At 37.1% G+C, this 16234-nt stretch carries 17 protein-coding genes; 5 read left to right on the top strand and 12 right to left on the bottom strand.

Annotated features, from left to right (window positions below; translation table 11 throughout):
* The first annotated feature begins 67 nt into the window (after positions 1–67).
* The 4 genes from DDF69_RS13675 (at position 68) to DDF69_RS13690 (ending at position 6369) form a co-directional block, all read left to right on the top strand.
* Entirely contained in the window at positions 68–661 is a 594-nt protein-coding gene (locus tag DDF69_RS13675) for a TetR/AcrR family transcriptional regulator (protein ID WP_114821281.1), read from the top strand.
* Between the two features lie 88 nt (positions 662–749).
* Entirely contained in the window at positions 750–2102 is a 1353-nt protein-coding gene (locus DDF69_RS13680) for a TolC family protein (RefSeq protein WP_114821282.1), read from the top strand.
* Positions 2103–2111: 9 nt separating this feature from the next.
* On the top strand, positions 2112–3173 hold the full coding sequence (locus DDF69_RS13685; protein WP_062675100.1) for an efflux RND transporter periplasmic adaptor subunit: 1062 nt from the start codon (positions 2112–2114) through the stop codon (positions 3171–3173).
* Between the two features lie 7 nt (positions 3174–3180).
* Positions 3181–6369: an efflux RND transporter permease subunit gene (locus DDF69_RS13690; protein WP_114821283.1), complete on the top strand. Its 3189-nt coding sequence runs from the start codon at positions 3181–3183 to the stop codon at positions 6367–6369.
* A 311-nt stretch (positions 6370–6680) separates the two neighbouring features.
* On the opposite strand, the gene DDF69_RS13695 is transcribed toward DDF69_RS13690, so the two are convergent.
* The 12 genes from DDF69_RS13695 to DDF69_RS13750 form a co-directional block, all read right to left on the bottom strand.
* On the bottom strand, positions 6681–7127 hold the full coding sequence (locus DDF69_RS13695; RefSeq protein ID WP_047429652.1) for a KTSC domain-containing protein: 447 nt from the start codon (positions 7125–7127) through the stop codon (positions 6681–6683).
* 149 nt (positions 7128–7276) lie between these two features.
* The gene (locus DDF69_RS13700; protein ID WP_114821284.1) at positions 7277–8173 is read right to left on the bottom strand and encodes a retropepsin-like aspartic protease; all 897 of its coding nucleotides are present in this window, start codon (positions 8171–8173) and stop codon (positions 7277–7279) included.
* A gap of 183 nt (positions 8174–8356) precedes the next feature.
* On the bottom strand, positions 8357–9127 hold the full coding sequence (locus tag DDF69_RS13705) for a hypothetical protein (protein WP_228411996.1): 771 nt from the start codon (positions 9125–9127) through the stop codon (positions 8357–8359).
* 203 nt (positions 9128–9330) lie between these two features.
* Positions 9331–9711, bottom strand: coding sequence for a VOC family protein (locus DDF69_RS13710; protein ID WP_114821286.1), 381 nt, complete (start codon positions 9709–9711; stop codon positions 9331–9333).
* Between the two features lie 269 nt (positions 9712–9980).
* A complete protein-coding gene (locus tag DDF69_RS13715) occupies positions 9981–10724 on the bottom strand; it encodes a DUF2306 domain-containing protein (protein WP_162800932.1) in 744 nt (247 codons plus the stop codon).
* On the bottom strand, positions 10672–11130 hold the full coding sequence (locus DDF69_RS13720) for a DUF2750 domain-containing protein (RefSeq protein ID WP_114821288.1): 459 nt from the start codon (positions 11128–11130) through the stop codon (positions 10672–10674). Before DDF69_RS13720 ends, DDF69_RS13715 begins: the two co-directional genes overlap by 53 nt.
* Positions 11131–11169: 39 nt before the next feature.
* Positions 11170–11544 carry a hypothetical protein gene (locus tag DDF69_RS13725; protein ID WP_228411997.1) on the bottom strand — a complete coding sequence of 125 codons (375 nt, stop codon included), beginning with the start codon at positions 11542–11544 and terminating at the stop codon, positions 11170–11172.
* 81 nt (positions 11545–11625) lie between these two features.
* Positions 11626–12207 (bottom strand): GDP-mannose pyrophosphatase NudK, encoded by a 582-nt coding sequence (gene nudK / locus DDF69_RS13730; protein ID WP_114821289.1) that lies wholly within the window; start codon positions 12205–12207, stop codon positions 11626–11628.
* Between the two features lie 61 nt (positions 12208–12268).
* The gene (locus tag DDF69_RS13735) at positions 12269–13174 is read right to left on the bottom strand and encodes a TIGR01777 family oxidoreductase (RefSeq protein ID WP_114821290.1); all 906 of its coding nucleotides are present in this window, start codon (positions 13172–13174) and stop codon (positions 12269–12271) included.
* Positions 13175–13197: 23 nt separating this feature from the next.
* Positions 13198–13542 (bottom strand): hypothetical protein, encoded by a 345-nt coding sequence (locus DDF69_RS13740; protein ID WP_034695532.1) that lies wholly within the window; start codon positions 13540–13542, stop codon positions 13198–13200.
* A gap of 5 nt (positions 13543–13547) precedes the next feature.
* Positions 13548–14141: an HPP family protein gene (locus tag DDF69_RS13745; RefSeq protein WP_114821291.1), complete on the bottom strand. Its 594-nt coding sequence runs from the start codon at positions 14139–14141 to the stop codon at positions 13548–13550.
* A complete protein-coding gene (locus DDF69_RS13750) occupies positions 14142–15047 on the bottom strand; it encodes an arginase family protein (RefSeq protein WP_114821292.1) in 906 nt (301 codons plus the stop codon). It lies immediately after the preceding gene.
* A gap of 315 nt (positions 15048–15362) precedes the next feature.
* Between DDF69_RS13750 and DDF69_RS13755 the strand changes: the two genes are divergently transcribed.
* Complete coding sequence (locus DDF69_RS13755; RefSeq protein ID WP_114821293.1) at positions 15363–16154, top strand: hypothetical protein; 792 nt, start codon at positions 15363–15365, stop codon at positions 16152–16154.
* The last annotated feature ends 80 nt before the right edge of the window (positions 16155–16234 follow it).

Here is a 16234-nt window from a genome sequence, read left to right on the forward strand (position 1 = left end):
TTTTTTGTTTAACAATTTTGTCAAAAATATTTTTTACTATAAATTTGCACAAATTTGTTTAACAAAAATGTCAAATCAAGCAAAAAAAGACCAAACACAGGAATTGATCAAGGAGACAGCGAAGAATTTATTCTTTGTGAAAGGAAAATTTGATGCTACTACGCAGGAGATTGCAGATGCAGCCGGAGTGAACAGAACCCTTATTAATTACTATTTCCGTTCAAGAGATAAGCTTATCCAGATCATCTTTGATGAAGCACAAAGAGTAGAACAGGAAAAATCGAAGATCATTCAGAATTCTGATCTGCCTTTTAAAGAAAAGATCAGTCAGTTCATAGAAAGCAGTCTTTCTACCAGTCTTCAGTATCCGTATCTGGAAACGTATATCGTGTCCCAGATCAATAAAGGAACCTGTCATCAGAGAGAAATTGAAGAAGATATCCTGAACGATATGTACAAGGATATTGAAAAAGAAATGGAATTGGGAAATATTGAGAAAATGGCACCGGTTCAGTTTATTCTGAATATGGTTGCGCTATTGGTGTTCCCAAGTGCAATAAGACCATTATTTATGGAAAATCTTTTAATTAATGATGAAGAATATGATAAGATTATTTCTGAAAGAAAAGAGATTATTATCAATATGTTGTTCAAAAACTAAAAAAACTAAAGTATTTCTGAAAATGATTCGTCAAATAGAAATAAATAATGACTGAAAATTAAATAAAAAATAAACGAAGTATAAAATTATGAATAGAAAACGTATAACTGCTACAAAGCTAAAAATTGGGATAGCTTCAGCATTTATGATTTTCGGCTCAACACTGATGTCTGCCCAGCAGCAGGTTTCCCTGCAGGAAGCAATAAAACAGGCACTCCAGAATAAAGCAGAAGCTAAAAAAGCTGCTTTACAGATCAAAAAAGCCGAATACAAGATTGATGAAGCCAGAGCCGGCGCCCTTCCACAGGTGAGTGCAACGGCAGGTTTAACCTATAATCCGATTATTCAGGAATCTTTACTGGAATTTGGAGGAGAAAAAATCAGAGCTCAGTTTGGGCAGCCCTGGGGTTCAACAGCTTCTGTGCAGCTTCAGCAGGCGATTTTTGATCAAAGAGTATTTACAGGATTGAAAGCAGCAAAATCAACAAGAGAATTTTATGTGCTGAATGCTCAGTTAACCAATGAACAGATTATTGAAAATGTAGCAACAGCTTATTATCAGGTGTTCGTACAGGAAGAAAATCTTAAAACGGTAACTGCCAGCTATGCCAATACTGAAAAAGTAAGAAATGTTATTAAGAGTCTGGTTGATAATGGTTTGGCAAAATCGATTGATTTAGACAGAACCAATGTTCAGCTTACCAATATTGGTTCCAATAAGCAGGCCTTAATCAACTCTGTGGAACTTTCAAAGAATGCACTGAAGTTTTATATGGGAATCCCCATTTCTACAGATATCGAGCTTGAAGAAAAACAAATCGAGCCAAAGCCAGAGCTGATTGCGAGCAGCGTAAATCTTAATAATCGTACAGAGATTAAGGTTTTAAATAAAAACAGGGAACTTTTGGTTTTCAATAAAAAAGCCACTGAAGCTTATCTTTATCCATCAGTAAATCTTACGGCAAACTACGGATGGGGAGCAAACGGAGCAAAATTTCCGTTGACCAATGGTCTTAGTAACGGCGTTCTTTGGAGTGATTATTCAGCAATTGGCTTGAATGTAAATATTCCTATTTTCACGGGAGGAGCTACAAAAGCGAAGATCAACCAGGCAGAAATTGATATTCAGGATATAGATCAGGATATTCAGAAGACTCAGCTGAGCTTAGATCTTGATTATAAAAATGCAGTCACCAATATGGAAAATGCACTGATTAATATCGAAAGCATGAAAGATAATGTAGGATTGGCAGAAAGAGTTCAGAAAAATACTCAGTCGAACTATCAGTATGGCCTGGCAACGCTTACAGAAGTACTGGATTCTGAAAATGCTTTAACAGAGGCAAAACAGAACTATTCCAATGCATTGTTAGATTACAAGCAGGCAGAGATCAAGCTGATAAAAGCTAAGGGTGAACTAAACACACTACAAAACTTATAATAAACTAAAATGAAAAAAACTTTAATATATATCATCGTAGCAGCTGTACTGGTAGGGTTAGCCGCTTACAAGATTGCCGGTAACAAAGAAAAGCAGACGCAGGAAGTAAAAGAAGTTGCCAAGCAGGTAGATAAAATCAATGTTAATATTGTAACCGTTACAAGAGAAAATATTGATACAGACTATTCAGCCAACGGTACCTTTATTCCAAAACAGGAAATGAACCAGTCTTCTGAAATCTCAGGACGTATCGTAAGCGTTTTGGTGAAAGAGGGTTCAAGGGTAGGAGCAGGACAGGTTTTAGCAACGATCAAAAAAGATGCTATCGAAGTGGATGTTACCCAGGCTCAGAACAATCTGCAGAATGCTATTATTGATAACCAGCGTTATGAAAACGCATATAAAACAGGCGGAGTTACCAAACAGCAGCTTGATAATTCAAGACTACAGCTGAAAAATGCTCAGGCTGCAGTAAGAGCACAAGGTGTAAAAGTAAATGATACAAGCATCCGTGCGGGAATCAGCGGTACCATCAACAAGAAAATGGTTGAACCTGGAACAGTAGTCTCCCCTGGAACGTCAATGTTTGAAATCGTAAATATCAACAGCCTTAAACTTTCTGTTTTAGTAGATGAAAGCCAGATCGGAAAAATCCAGTTAGGCCAGGAGGTTCCGATTAAAGTAAATGTTTTACCTGAAGATTCTTTTGTAGGGAGAATTACTTTCATCGCTCCTAAAAGTGATGCTTCTCTGAATTTCCCTGTAGAAATTGAAGTACAGAACAGAGGAAACCTGAAAGCAGGTATGTATGCAACTGCTAAATTCAGTACAAACAATGGTGCGGAAACTCAGAACATGCTGACCGTTCCTGCAGAAGCGTTTGTAAATGGAGTAAGCTCAGGACAATTATTCGTTGTTCAGAATGGAGTTGCTAAACTGATCAAAGTAACCATCGGAAAAGTTTACGGAGATAAAGTTCAGATTTTAAGCGGCTTGAATGGAGGAGAACAGGTAGTAACCAGTGGACAGATCAATTTGGACAACGGATCTAAAGTGAATATTATAAAGTAGCAGATCTATGAAGTTAGCAGAAATATCGATCAAAAGACCCTCGCTGGTAATTGTATTATTTACAATTCTGACGTTGGGAGGTATCCTGAGTTATACGCTCATGGGATACGAATTGATTCCGAAGTTTGAAACCAACATGGTAACCATTTCTACGGTCTATCCGGGAGCTTCACCTGCAGAGGTGGAGACCTCCGTGACCCGAAAGATTGAAGATGCCGTAGGTTCTTTGGAAAACGTTAAAAAGGTAGAATCTTCTTCATACGAAAGCTTATCCGTAATCATGGTTCAGCTGAATGATGGAGCCGATGTAGACTACGCTTTGAATGATGCACAGAGAAAGGTAAATGCTATTCTGGCAGACCTTCCGGAAGATGTAAAAGCACCGTCTCTGAATAAATTCTCCTTAGATGATTTACCGATTATCACGATGAGTATTTCATCGGATAAACTGAACAGTAAGGACCTTTATGATCTATTGGATAAAAAGATTGAACCTATTTTCTCCCGTGTAAACGGTGTGGCTCAGGTGGACCTTGTAGGTGGACAGGAGAGAGAAATTCAGGTAAATCTTGATGAGAAAAAGTTACAGGGGTATGGACTTTCAATCGGAGACGTACAACAGGCCATTCTTTCATCAAACTTAGATTTCCCTACAGGAAGTTTGAAGACGAGAACTACAAAATCTACGATCAGACTTTCAGGAAAATATAAATCTACTGAAGAAATGAACAACCTTGTTGTTTCCAATAAGAATGGAGCACAGGTACGTTTATCTGATATCGCAACGGTGTTTGACTCTCAGAAGGATGTTGAAAAAGTAGCGAGATTCAATCAGTTTCCTACTATTTTGATGCAGGTTAAAAAACAATCTGATGCGAATGCGGTAGCAGTATCTGAAAGTGTTCAGAAGACCATTAAAACAGTAGAAGAAGCTTATAAAGTTCAGGGAGTAAAAGTAAAAATCGTAAACGATACTACAGAATTTACCCTAGAATCAGCCAACCACGTTATTTTCGACTTATTCTTAGCGATTATCCTCGTGGCAATTGTAATGTTATTATTCCTTCACAGTATCAGAAACGCATTCATCGTAATGGTTTCTATCCCGGCTTCATTGGTGGCAGCGTTCATCGGAATGAACCTGATGGGATATACTTTGAACTTAATGAGTTTACTGGGACTATCCCTTGTGGTAGGGATCCTAGTGGATGATGCGATTGTAGTTCTGGAAAACATTTACCGTCACATGGAGATGGGTAAAAGTAAGATCAGAGCAGCGTATGACGGAGCTTCAGAGATCGGATTTACCGTTGCTGCGATTACTTTGGTAATTGTGGTGGTATTCTTACCAATCGCAATGAGTTCAGGTCTTGTAGCCAATATCCTGGCACAGTTCTGCGTCACGGTAGTTATTGCCACTTTGTTATCATTGTTGGCTTCATTTACCATCATTCCTTGGTTATCATCAAGATTCGGTAAGCTGGAGCATTTAACAGGTAAGAACTGGTTTGAGAAATTCATTCTTTGGTTTGAAGGATTAATTGACAAATTCACACACTGGATCACAGGAATACTTGAATGGTGTCTGAAAACGACCTTAAGAAGAATTTCAACCGTAGTGATTACATTCATTGTTTTAATCAGTTCATTCATGCTGGTAGTATTTGGATTCATTGGAGGTGAGTTCTTCCCGCCAATTGACCGTGGCCAGTTCCTGGTACAAATGGAATTGTCAAAAGATGCAACCGTTGAGAAGACAAACCAGTTAACATTAGAGGTTGAGAAATTCTTAAGAAATGATAAAGATGTTGTAGATCTTATTACAACTGTTGGACAGCAGTCTACAGGTTTTGGTGGAGCTCAGGCAACCACATACCAGTCTGAGGTTCAGGTGAACTTAACAGATAAGTCTGAACGTACTGAAAGTACCAACATCAAAGCTGCAAAAATTAAAAGACAGCTGGAAGAGAAATTCACAGGAGTTGAGTTTAAAACAGCTCCGATCGGTATCATGGGTGCTGAAAACGCTCCAATTGAAATGGTTGTAACCGCTCCGGATAACGCTACGGCAGTAAAAGAAGCAACAAGAATCCTTGAACTATTGAAAAAAGTTCCTGGGGCAGTAGATGCAGAATTGTCAACAGATACAGGTAGCCCTGAAGTTCAGGTAAGTATCGACAGAGATAAAATGTCTGCTTTAGGTTTAAACCTTTCAAGTGTAGGACAGACGATGCAGACTGCATTCAACGGAAATACTGACGGAAAATTCAGAGCCGGAGAATATGAATATGATATCAATATCCGTTTCGGGGATGTGAACAGACAGTCTATTGATGACGTTAAAAACCTTATGTTTACAAACCCTCAGGGGCAGCAGGTTCGTTTAAGCCAGTTTGCTAATGTAGAAATGGGTTCAGGACCAAGTTTGCTTGAACGTAGAGATAAATCTCCATCTGTAAAAGTAAGAGCTAAAGCAGTAGGTAGACCAGTAGGAGATGTTGCTAATGAGTGGGCGAATCAGTTCATGAACAGCACCAAAAAACCTGTAGGTGTAGATTACATCTGGAGTGGAGATATGGAAAACCAACAGGAAGGTTTTGGTACGTTAGGAATTGCGTTATTGGCAGCTATCGTATTGGTTTACCTGGTAATGGTTTCCCTATATGACAGTTTCGTATATCCTTTCGTGGTATTGTTCTCAATCCCGTTAGCGATGATCGGGGTAATGGTAATTCTTGCCTTAACGGCCAACTCACTGAACATCTTCACGATGTTAGGGATGATCATGTTGATTGGTCTGGTAGCGAAGAATGCGATCCTTATCGTTGACTTTACGAATGCAAGAAAAGCAGCCGGAGCAAACACTCACGATGCCTTGGTACAAGCTAACCACGCCCGTCTTCGTCCGATCCTGATGACCACCATTGCGATGATCTTCGGTATGTTACCGATCGCATTGGCAACAGGGGCCGGAGCTGAGATGAACAAAGGTCTTGCATGGGTAGTAATTGGTGGTTTGACATCATCACTATTCCTTACATTGATCATTGTACCGGTAGTATACTCTCTATTTGACTCTGTTCTAAGAAGAATGGGTAAAGATACTAAAGTAGACTACGAAGCTGAAATGAAAGCAGATTATGTACACAGAGAACTAAATGAAGACGGATTTACTCCTAAGCATTTAGACAAATAAATTAAACCTTTAATTAACCGAAAGCGCTTCAGATTTTCTGAGGCGCTTTTTTGTTGATATTTGATGATTTAAAATTGGATTATATAGGTTTGGGCTAAAGCCGTTGGATGGTTTTTATTATTGTAAATGGGCTAAAGCCCATTTCTATTGATGATTATTGCGAATTAAGAAAATATTCAATATGAGCGGGCTTTAGCCCGCTTAAATTTATAACAGCCAATATTGGCTTTAGCCAAAACATAACATCCGGTTTTGGCAACAAAAAAGCTCCCGGTAAAACCGAAAGCTCTTCTATATTGTGGTAGAAAAAATTAATCTGCCATAGCCTCTCCGGACTTTCTGTAAACGAAGTTTCCGTAGATATGTCTTCTTGCAAAACGGCTTGGCGAATCAGCGTTGATCATTTTGATGTATGTGTTTCTAGGAACACCCATATATTCATACATATTTCCGTTCAGGTGCTGAACCGTTAAAATTGATTTCTCCAGATAGAAATCCTGAATATTAGATTTTGTAATGGTTTCAGTATATTCTTCTTTATATTTTTCCTGTGTTTCCGGATTAATACTTACCAAAAAGTGGTAGGCTTCAATCACAGACTTGCTTTTTTCTTCAGCTTCCTGCTTTCCTGCTTCATCATTAATGAATTTATCAGGATGGGTATCTTTCATCACATTTCTGTAAATCGTCTTTAATTCTCTTAACGTAACGTTTTTATCAACTCCAAGAAGGGTTCTGTGTTCACCAATTTTTTTCATATCTCTAATCCTTATTTTCGGGGTGCAAAATTACGGATTTTAATCTGATAAACCATAACTTATTCATTATTAATTTATTTGAATATTTTTGAACTTGGAAATTTATGATAGATAGGGGTAGGTGAAGATCGTAAAATTAACTTCCACAGCTAATTAAATGCTGAATACAAATTTTTATTCAGTTTAAAATAAATGAATCCATTTTTGAAATCAATCACCGTATTGAACCTTTTTAAAAACTGATTGCCAAAAAATCCCGCCATTTTTTCTGTGGAATCAATTCCTTCTGTAGAACCGGAAAGGGTAATCGGAAGGTTATAAAGATATTTCTGAGCGAATTGAACAGCCGGACAAAGAACAACAGGCATTTCATATACAGATCCGTCAGAACCTTGCGCTGTGGCTTTACCTATTGTTTTCATGGTTGTTACCAGAACATTTTTTTTTGCAAAAGGAGAAGCAATCGTAAGCACATCATCGGCACCGCTGTCGAGCCCGAAGAATCCTGAATATACTTTATCATTCACAATAATACTGCTTTCTACGGCAGGGTAGTTGTCGATCATATGGAGTTTTACCTTTTCATAACCTGTTAAATCCACAGACAGGTCATCTTCTTCATAAAACCGGATTTCATTTCTATGATAATCTATTTCAATGAGTTTTCCTTTCATCAGATCCGTTCCGAAAACCCCATCAAAATAGGCAGATTCATAAGGAATAAGAGTAAATTGTATTTCTTTTTTCTCGAAATCTCCAAACTGTACTGTATTATGACTGCTGTAATCTACAGTATTCAGTCCGTTAGAACCTTTGTTCTCGGACTTTCCATCAATTTTCAGCGGGATCTTTTTCTTTGAATTGCTGTTAATGACGGAGCCATCCGCACCGGTATCAAAAAGGAATTTAATACTGTCGGTTTTATTCACTTTACCATACACATACACGGAATTGTTTTCCAGAGCAAAGGGAAGGATAGTAGGTGTTTTTTGAGCTGGTACTGTTATGGACAATACCAAGGTCAGGAGAATAACAATTGACTTCATGGAGTAGTTTTAAAGGCGAAAATAGAGCGAATGATCACTTTCACAAAGAAATAACAAGCCATTAACCCTCTTTTAACCGTTCCTTAACCGTTCCCTGCAAACTTTACCAAAAAAAACAGCACCCGATCTGAGTGCTGCTATTCTATTTTTTTATGATTAAGTCTTTCAATCTTTTTAATGAGTCTACGGCTGATCACAAGTTCTCTTCAGCTTGGTGAAAATCTTATCAAACTCCTTGTAAGAGGTCTCTTCATTATCACGCTTTTGTCTGAAACTGCTGTTGGCACAGTTGTGAAAACCCAGACCAATCATATCGATTAATGCATAATCTTCTTTTTGAGGATCATTCATTTTGGCATCAAATCTTGCCATTACCCCCTTTGGATCAGCATTATTTCTGCTTTTAAGTTCAGTGTATGTTCTCCATGCTGCAAACATCTTTTCTCTGTCGGGAGAGGATATAGCATCAATCTGTTCTCTGCAGGTATCGTAATATTTACTGTTTTTCAATGTGAAAGGATCAGAATACGCAAGGATTTCCTCCTTATTGAGCTGGTATTCATTTTCAAAGGAATCAATGGTTTCTTCCATTAATTTTTTCCATTGGGGAAGATCAATTACTTTAAGGCTGTACAATTCCTTTTTCTTTTCTTCATACTGCTTTTCCAGCTCCTGTAGATAAGTTTCTCTGTTTTTACGGATTTCTTCCAGCTGGGCAATTTTAAAAACAGGCTGCGTATCAAATACAACGCCATTGAACTGATACAAAAGTTTATTGATCCCGTCTATTTCTTCTTTTTTATATTTGGCCGGGTCAAAATACCCTTTATTGTCACAGTTAAAAGTCTGATAGCTGTAAGGGGTCAGATTGTTTGCCTTTGCAGGAGTTTTTTGCCCCCAGATAGTAATGGATAAGGCCAAAGCAAGCCCAATCATCATTTTGTTCATGTACATAACCTGTTGAAAGAATCCGGATTTTTTGAATTTCTATGCAAAATTAAGGCTTTAAATTCGAAATATGAAGGATTAAATAGATTTTCTCAATGGTTTTTGCAAATTTTATATGAATTTTATACTGACAATTTTATGTTTTAGAAATTCAGGAACCTTAAATTCTAAAAAATGGATAGTAATAAACTGATACAGAGTTGTTTTTGTTAATAATAATTACTTACTTCAACAAGATTATAATCCGGATCACGGAAGTAAACCGATTTGATTTTTCCTACCGCTCCGGTTCTGTCTACAATCCCTTCAATGATTTCTATATTCTTCTGTCGGAGTTCTTCCATTACCTGATGAACATCTGTCTCTGCAATGAAACAAAGATCAGCAGAACCACAGGTTGGAGTCTTTGCTTTAGGTTCAAATTCATGCCCTTTCTGATGCAGATTAATCTTTTGATTTCCAAAAATGAGTGCTTTTCTGTTGTCTCCAAAAGTAACGACTTCAAATCCCATAACATGAGTATAAAATTCAATAGTCTTTTCAATATTTGCCACCGTTAAAACAAGATGGTCGAGATTTTTAATTTTCATACATTAATTTTTAGATAATAACGCTGATCAAAATTAAGTCTATTCAGAAGGTTATTGTCCTTTAATTGATTGTTTTTTTAGATTTAAAATAATAGATTTACAGACATTAACATGAAGCCATGATTTATTATTTTTTTCTTCTTTTTATTATTGCCGTTTTGGGAGGAATCTCTTATCTGATAATGCGTTTTTTCAAAAGATGGACCCGGAATAACAAATATGGATTGATTTTCGACTGTTTACTATTTCTTGCGGCATTTTTTCTGGTGTCATTCCTCAGTCTTTGTATTTTCTTTTCTACGGTTGATTTTTCGAGGTAATAAAGTTTCTTTTCTGAAGATTAAATAAGCAATAAAAAGATTGATTATAAGAGCTGCCCATACATTCAAACCATAAAAAAGTTGGTAGTCATGACGGGTTTCATGATAAAACAGATTTTTAATAATTCTGAAGGTAATGGCTGTGGTGGTGACTGCATAACTTAAGATCATATACATTCTGTGTGCGTTCACATTCCCATTTTTGATACAAAGTATGGCGGCAACAGTGAAATAAGCCCAAAGGACATCCTGGATCAGAAATCCTGTAATTCCGATAATGCCGCCATTGGAAAAAAGTCCCAATACAAAGCATGCCGGAACATTGATGATTAGAATATTATAAACATATATTTTCCCAATTATCTTATGAAGGTTTTTGTTTTCAGTCAAAAACCGATTTGAAAACTGGGTAAGACCCGCCAGAAGACAAAGCGTTATGGAAAAGATATGGATATAGAAAAAAGTCATCCAGTACGGATTGTTCACTACCTGCTGCTTAAAAGCCAGAAATCCTATGTTTTTTTCAAGAGAAGTATACTGGGAAATGGTTTTCAGCATCAGAATACTGAAAAGAAGGACCAAAAATAAAGCACTTACTTTAATGATCTTTATTCCCAAAGGCTTCATAGGGTATAAACGATTAATCTTCCAGTACGGCTCTGATCTGTTTTTCCAGATCTTCCATGTTTTCAAATTTTCTCAATTCCAGTGACTTTCCTGAAGATCTGAGCTCTGCAATAATATCAAGGATTAATTCTAAAGGCTCGGCTTCGTAGCCAAAAAGATGACTGTCGAAATTAGTTCCTACCAATAACCCGTCACTATTCATTCCCAGACACCAGTTTTCTACAAACTCGTTGAGAGGAATAGAAGAAGTTTCAAAATGATTCCACTCGTTTTGTATGCATGATTTTGCTCTGGCAGCATCAGACCAGAAACAAATGATCTGTACCTCTTCGCCGTCTTCAAATTCTGACTCGTTGGAATAGGTGGTTGCATAGCCATTGCCATCTCTTAGAGCATATACTGTTTCTGTCTCAGTAATTTTTTTAATGAAGTCTTTATGACGGTTCTCTATCGTAATATGATCTTGAAGCATTTTTTTGAATTATAAATTATAAGTGATGAATAGCAGGTCTTATGAAATTTCACTTCTGTTGATATGAATAATTTCGGGATTTTGACCATCAGAATCTCTTTTAGATCTACCATAAAGCCCTATTTCAAGATCATTCGGAGAATCACTGTCCAGTTCGGAAGGATGTACATATGTATACATACCATATCCATGCCCCGAAACCAGCCAGCCTTCAGTAAGGCTTAAATGAATTACATTGAAATCGCCGGCAGGACCTCCGGCATAAACCGGACCGAATTCTTTCATCAATTGTAATGCTTCTTCTTTCACATCCTTAATGATACTGATATCATCAAAAATAATATAAGTGCCATTTTCAAAAAGGACCCAATCCTGAAATTTGGGATTAATAGCAAGCTTCACATGTTCAATCATCTGTTAATAGTTTAAATATGAGTGATAAGTTAATGTTTTTATTTAAATATGAGGTTTTCAAATATCAATCATCATTGATTGCTACATGATTCCTTTGATCCTCAAATGTTGCAGAAGCATAATGGTTTTTGCATCTTTGATTTCTCCGGTATCAATCATTTTCAGACTTTCTTCAAATGATAATTCCAGAACCTCAATATTTTCACCTTCTTCTTCCAATCCGCCTCCATCATTGATTTTCATTTCATTTGAATACGCTGCAATGAAAAAATAAAGAATTTCCGTTACAGATCCGGGCGACATATAGGCTTCAAATACCTTTTCAACTTTGGAAATTTTATACCCGGTTTCTTCTTCAGTTTCTCTTTTGATACAGTCTTCCGGATTATCATTATCCAAGAGTCCGGCACAGGCTTCAATGAGCATTCCTGTAGAATTTCCGTTGATATAAGTAGGTAACCTGAATTGGCGGGTAAGAATAACGGTTTTTGAATCTGTATTGTAAAGAAGAATTACAGCTCCGTTTCCGCGGTCATACGCTTCTCTGCTCTGGGTTTCTGTTGTTCCGTCCTTTTTTAAAACAGAGTAAGTAACCTTGTTTAAAGTATACCAGTTGTCTGAAAGGATTTCCGTGTTTAATAGAGTTATATTCGGGTTTTTCATGAGAATATTTTCTGTGTTATAATAAATGGTATTAGAGTTTTTTAATTAATTTTTTTTGAATTTACTTCTTTAATAAGTCTTTTAAAGCGTTCTCCAGATCCGGAAATTTGAAATGGAAACCTGCATCCTGAAGTTTCTTTGAGGAAGCTCTTGAACCTTCCAATATAGCAGTAGCCAGCTCTCCGAATAAGAGTTTCAGGACAAATCCGGGAACATTAGGCATAAATAATGGTTTTTCAAGTACCTGGGCAATTTTCTTTGTAAGCTCTTTATTGGTGGCATGCTGCGGAGATACAGCATTAAAAGCGCCATCTGTTGCTGAGTTTTTTAAAGCAAATTCATAAATAGAACAGATGTCTTCAAGATGAATCCATGGCATGTATTGCTGCCCGCTTCCCAATGGAGATCCGATATAATATTGAATGGGAGGGATCATTTTCTTTAAAGCTCCGTCTTTTTCAGAAAGCACTACAGCAGTGCGTATTTTGACCACTCTTTCTGCCAGATCCTGTTCCTTAAAATCGTCAGCGGCTCTTTCCCATAAAACAACCACTTCACTTAGAAAATCGTTGCCTGGTGGATCGGTTTCGGTATAAATTTTTTCTGAAGTTTTTGTACCGTAAAAATTAATACCCGAAGCTGAAATAAAAGACTTTAGCTTAATCTTGTTTTTTCTTAAAGTTGTTCGCAGTAGTTCGGCGGAATCTACACGGCTGGAAATCAATTCCCTTTTTCTTTCCGGTGTCCAGCGCTTTTCCGAAATATTGGCACCCGCAAGATGAATAATGTGGGAAACATTGTCAAAGGCAGTTTCATCTATAGTTTTTTTTTGGACATCCCATTCATAGTCATGATCATGCACTTTTTTTCGGGTCAGAAACCTGATTTCGTATTCCTTGCCTATTTTTTTTGCCAGTTCTTTGGCAATCATACCGCTGGCACCGGTAATCAGAACAACTTCTTTCATAGTATTATCTTTGTGGTGGGTAGTTATGCCTGATTTTTTACAATCAGTACAAAATCATCTTCCAGAAGTTTATATCCGTAATCATAAATGAATTTGTATTCAGAGCCGTTTTTATAAACTTTCAGGTTGGTAAAATAATCGAAATCAAAACCTAAGCCATCCAGTCTGGATTTTGGGACTTTTGTTTTACCATCGGTATTTATTTCCATCAGGATACGGTAATTCTTGCGAAGTTTGTTATTAACATTCCGCATCAGATTACTGGAATCCTTATTCTGTTTATTGTTATAGGCGTTCCGGCAGGCATCGTTGCAGAATTTTTTATCTGATCTTCCGATGATTTTCTCGCCACATTCCAGACAATTCATGATTTTTATTTTAAGTGATGTTTGTGTCTTTTTTTCAGCAGTTTTTTGAACATGCTGTGGGTAGGGTAGCTTCTGTTGGGTGTAATATTATTAAAAAATAAGGCTACAATCAAAAGAATAATGCATCCTGAAAGAACAGGGGAGAGAACATACCAATATCCTAATTCCGGAATTTTTCCTGTAGAACTTACCGCAATCAAAGCAGTAGCTCCACCTGGCGGATGCAACGTTTTTGTATACTGCATCAAAACAATGGAAAATGCGACAGCCAAAGGGGCTGAAAGCCAGATGATATCCGGAACAAACTGATATACAGTAACTCCTACCAATGCCGACAGAACATGTCCGCCGATAAGATTTCTCGGTTGTGCCAGTGGACTCTGTATCGCTCCATAAATAAGAACACTCGATGCCCCAAAAGAACCGATCAGGAATATATTCTCCGTTTCTGCCAGCGAATGAGACTGGATAAATGCAATGATCCCGATCCCAAAAAATGCGCCTAAAAATGACCAGAAATGCTCCTTGTAATCAACAAGCGTCTCTTTATAGATCACATATTTTGAAACTCTGAATGTTCTTTTGATGGTCTTCTTCATTTACTCTTCTTTATTTTTTATAATTTGAATTAAATTGTCTGCAAACGGATGGGTGTACGTTCCGTTTTCATCGTAATCGGGATCTAAAATGGTGATCTCTATTCCAAAGCACAAAGGGTTTTCGAATAAAGGCTCCAGCATTTCTCTGAGATCATCATAACTGATTCCGTCTTCCATTCTGCTGTCTACGGCGGGCATGAGTTCATCTTTCAGAATATCTACATCAAAATGAATGAAAAATCCGTCCAGGCCTTTGTTATTTACCATTGTCAGAAAGTCTTCAGCCGTTTTTCTGAAACCATTTTCTCTGAGGTGATAAAGGTCAAAATAATGAATATTGGAATTGATAATCTGATCAACATATTCTTTATCATCAGTTTCTGCATTTCCACAGCAGAATATGTTTTCCTCGGAAAGGTAAGGCTTTAAACCGTCAATATTAGTCAGTTTCTGATGTCCGGTACCAGTAATAATGGCGAGATCCATTCCTGCCGCTCCTCCGGTTTCAGAAAGTTCCGGCGGGATAAAATCTGTATGCCCGTCAAGATAAAAAAGTCCGAAATTTCCGAGTTTTTTCAGAGCGATGGCATTTCCTATGAGAATGCTGCAGTCGCCTCCAAGAATAATATTGAATGTATTCTTTTCGTAATGATGGAGAATACAGTCAGCCTGTTGTTTAGCATATTCAATAACCTGATCTGCATTTCGCACTTTTGATTCCTCATCAAAGTCCATAGAATATTCAGGAGCTTCCAGTCTGAAAACGTTGGCAGGATTAATTCTGCTATGAAAACCAAATTTTCTGAGCCATTCCGGAAGTTTTCGAACTCCGGGTTCCGTCTCATGTTCCTTTTTGGTAAGTCCCAAATTGAGAGGAAACTCAAAAATATTGATGCTCCTTTTCATAGATGAATTTTCACAAAGATAAGGAATTATCCGTTTGTAAATGGATAATTGAAAAAACACTGATCAGGGGTTCGGTATATTTTATGAAAACAAAATAATTATTTATTAGATAAATTTTTAGAACTTTTAAGCCTGTTTTTTTATTTCCATATGTTTCGAAAAATTCAATATTCATCAATGTTTTTGCGTAAATATTTATTCATAAAGCTATATTGTTATGTATAACTATCTTGTTTTTATATAAATAAATGTAATTTTTATTTCACTGTATTGTGTTTTTTTGTAATTTTGATATCAACATTCAAAAAACAAACCATGAAAAAATCCAATTTATTACTCAGTTTTCTGTGTTCTTCATTTATTTTTGGACAGGTAGGGATCAACACCACATCTCCGCAAGGAGTTTTAGATGTTACCTCAGCTAATTCAGCAGTTGTACTCTCCAGAAATGCCAATCCTCCTGCCAATGTAACCACACCTACTGCGGGAATGATCATCTACGATTCCACCAATAAGACCTTAAGGTATTATAATGGCACCCAATGGAGTACCGTAATTTCTTCGCAAACATTAACAACAGCCAATGAAGGAGTGGTTAAGTTAAATAGTGGAGCAGGTGTGAAACCCTTCTTTGCCTTCAAATCTTCAGGAGGAGTTCCTTTAATGACGTATCAGAATGTTGTTTATCAGACACCGATGAACATTGTGACAGATTTTGCTGCACCACCTACCACCACATGGCCTGAAAATATTACCAGTCCGGTACCCGGAGATATATACAACCCTACTTCAGGACAGTTTTTGGAAAACCCTATTGCAGGTCAGGTTCATATGTGGAGGGTTATTGTAAGCTATGCCAATAAGAATAATGGTTCTGTAGCATTTGTGACAGTAAACCTTTCCAATCCACTTCCTCCTTCAACATTTTCCATAGATCAGACTGCTGTTGCTCCCAACGGGGTAACATCCGGAAATCTTGTTTTTTATCTGGTGAGTGTTGCCGATCCTTTATCTATAGGTACCGGGTATCTTATTAAAATAAAATCTGATACAACATTAGATGCTACTATTGATAGTGTAACAAGGATTTCTCAAGCCAAAGATTAATCTCATTATTAAAGCTTATTTTCAAACTTGACAAAAGTCAGACAAGAACAAACTCATCAGGTTTGTTCTTGTTTTCATGC

Origin of the sequence: Chryseobacterium sp. KLBC 52 (assembly GCF_003347605.1) — a bacterium.
GTDB lineage: Bacteria > Bacteroidota > Bacteroidia > Flavobacteriales > Weeksellaceae > Chryseobacterium.

What these genes read in the sequence shown, in the direction of transcription:
- DDF69_RS13725 (WP_228411997.1), bottom strand. Translation starts at nt 11,544, where the DNA reads ATGATTGAACATGTGAAGCTTGCTATTAATCCCAAATTTCAGGATTGG.
- DDF69_RS13685 (WP_062675100.1), top strand. Translation starts at nt 2,112, where the DNA reads ATGAAAAAAACTTTAATATATATCATCGTAGCAGCTGTACTGGTAGGG.
- DDF69_RS13710 (WP_114821286.1), bottom strand. Translation starts at nt 9,711, where the DNA reads ATGAAAATTAAAAATCTCGACCATCTTGTTTTAACGGTGGCAAATATT.
- DDF69_RS13690 (WP_114821283.1), top strand. Translation starts at nt 3,181, where the DNA reads ATGAAGTTAGCAGAAATATCGATCAAAAGACCCTCGCTGGTAATTGTA.
- DDF69_RS13745 (WP_114821291.1), bottom strand. Translation starts at nt 14,141, where the DNA reads ATGAAGAAGACCATCAAAAGAACATTCAGAGTTTCAAAATATGTGATC.
- nudK (WP_114821289.1), bottom strand. Translation starts at nt 12,207, where the DNA reads ATGAAAAACCCGAATATAACTCTATTAAACACGGAAATCCTTTCAGAC.
- DDF69_RS13750 (WP_114821292.1), bottom strand. Translation starts at nt 15,047, where the DNA reads ATGAAAAGGAGCATCAATATTTTTGAGTTTCCTCTCAATTTGGGACTT.
- DDF69_RS13700 (WP_114821284.1), bottom strand. Translation starts at nt 8,173, where the DNA reads ATGAAGTCAATTGTTATTCTCCTGACCTTGGTATTGTCCATAACAGTA.
- DDF69_RS13740 (WP_034695532.1), bottom strand. Translation starts at nt 13,542, where the DNA reads ATGAATTGTCTGGAATGTGGCGAGAAAATCATCGGAAGATCAGATAAA.
- DDF69_RS13675 (WP_114821281.1), top strand. Translation starts at nt 68, where the DNA reads ATGTCAAATCAAGCAAAAAAAGACCAAACACAGGAATTGATCAAGGAG.
- DDF69_RS13755 (WP_114821293.1), top strand. Translation starts at nt 15,363, where the DNA reads ATGAAAAAATCCAATTTATTACTCAGTTTTCTGTGTTCTTCATTTATT.
- DDF69_RS13680 (WP_114821282.1), top strand. Translation starts at nt 750, where the DNA reads ATGAATAGAAAACGTATAACTGCTACAAAGCTAAAAATTGGGATAGCT.
- DDF69_RS13720 (WP_114821288.1), bottom strand. Translation starts at nt 11,130, where the DNA reads ATGCTTCAAGATCATATTACGATAGAGAACCGTCATAAAGACTTCATT.
- DDF69_RS13695 (WP_047429652.1), bottom strand. Translation starts at nt 7,127, where the DNA reads ATGAAAAAAATTGGTGAACACAGAACCCTTCTTGGAGTTGATAAAAAC.
- DDF69_RS13735 (WP_114821290.1), bottom strand. Translation starts at nt 13,174, where the DNA reads ATGAAAGAAGTTGTTCTGATTACCGGTGCCAGCGGTATGATTGCCAAA.
- DDF69_RS13705 (WP_228411996.1), bottom strand. Translation starts at nt 9,127, where the DNA reads ATGTACATGAACAAAATGATGATTGGGCTTGCTTTGGCCTTATCCATT.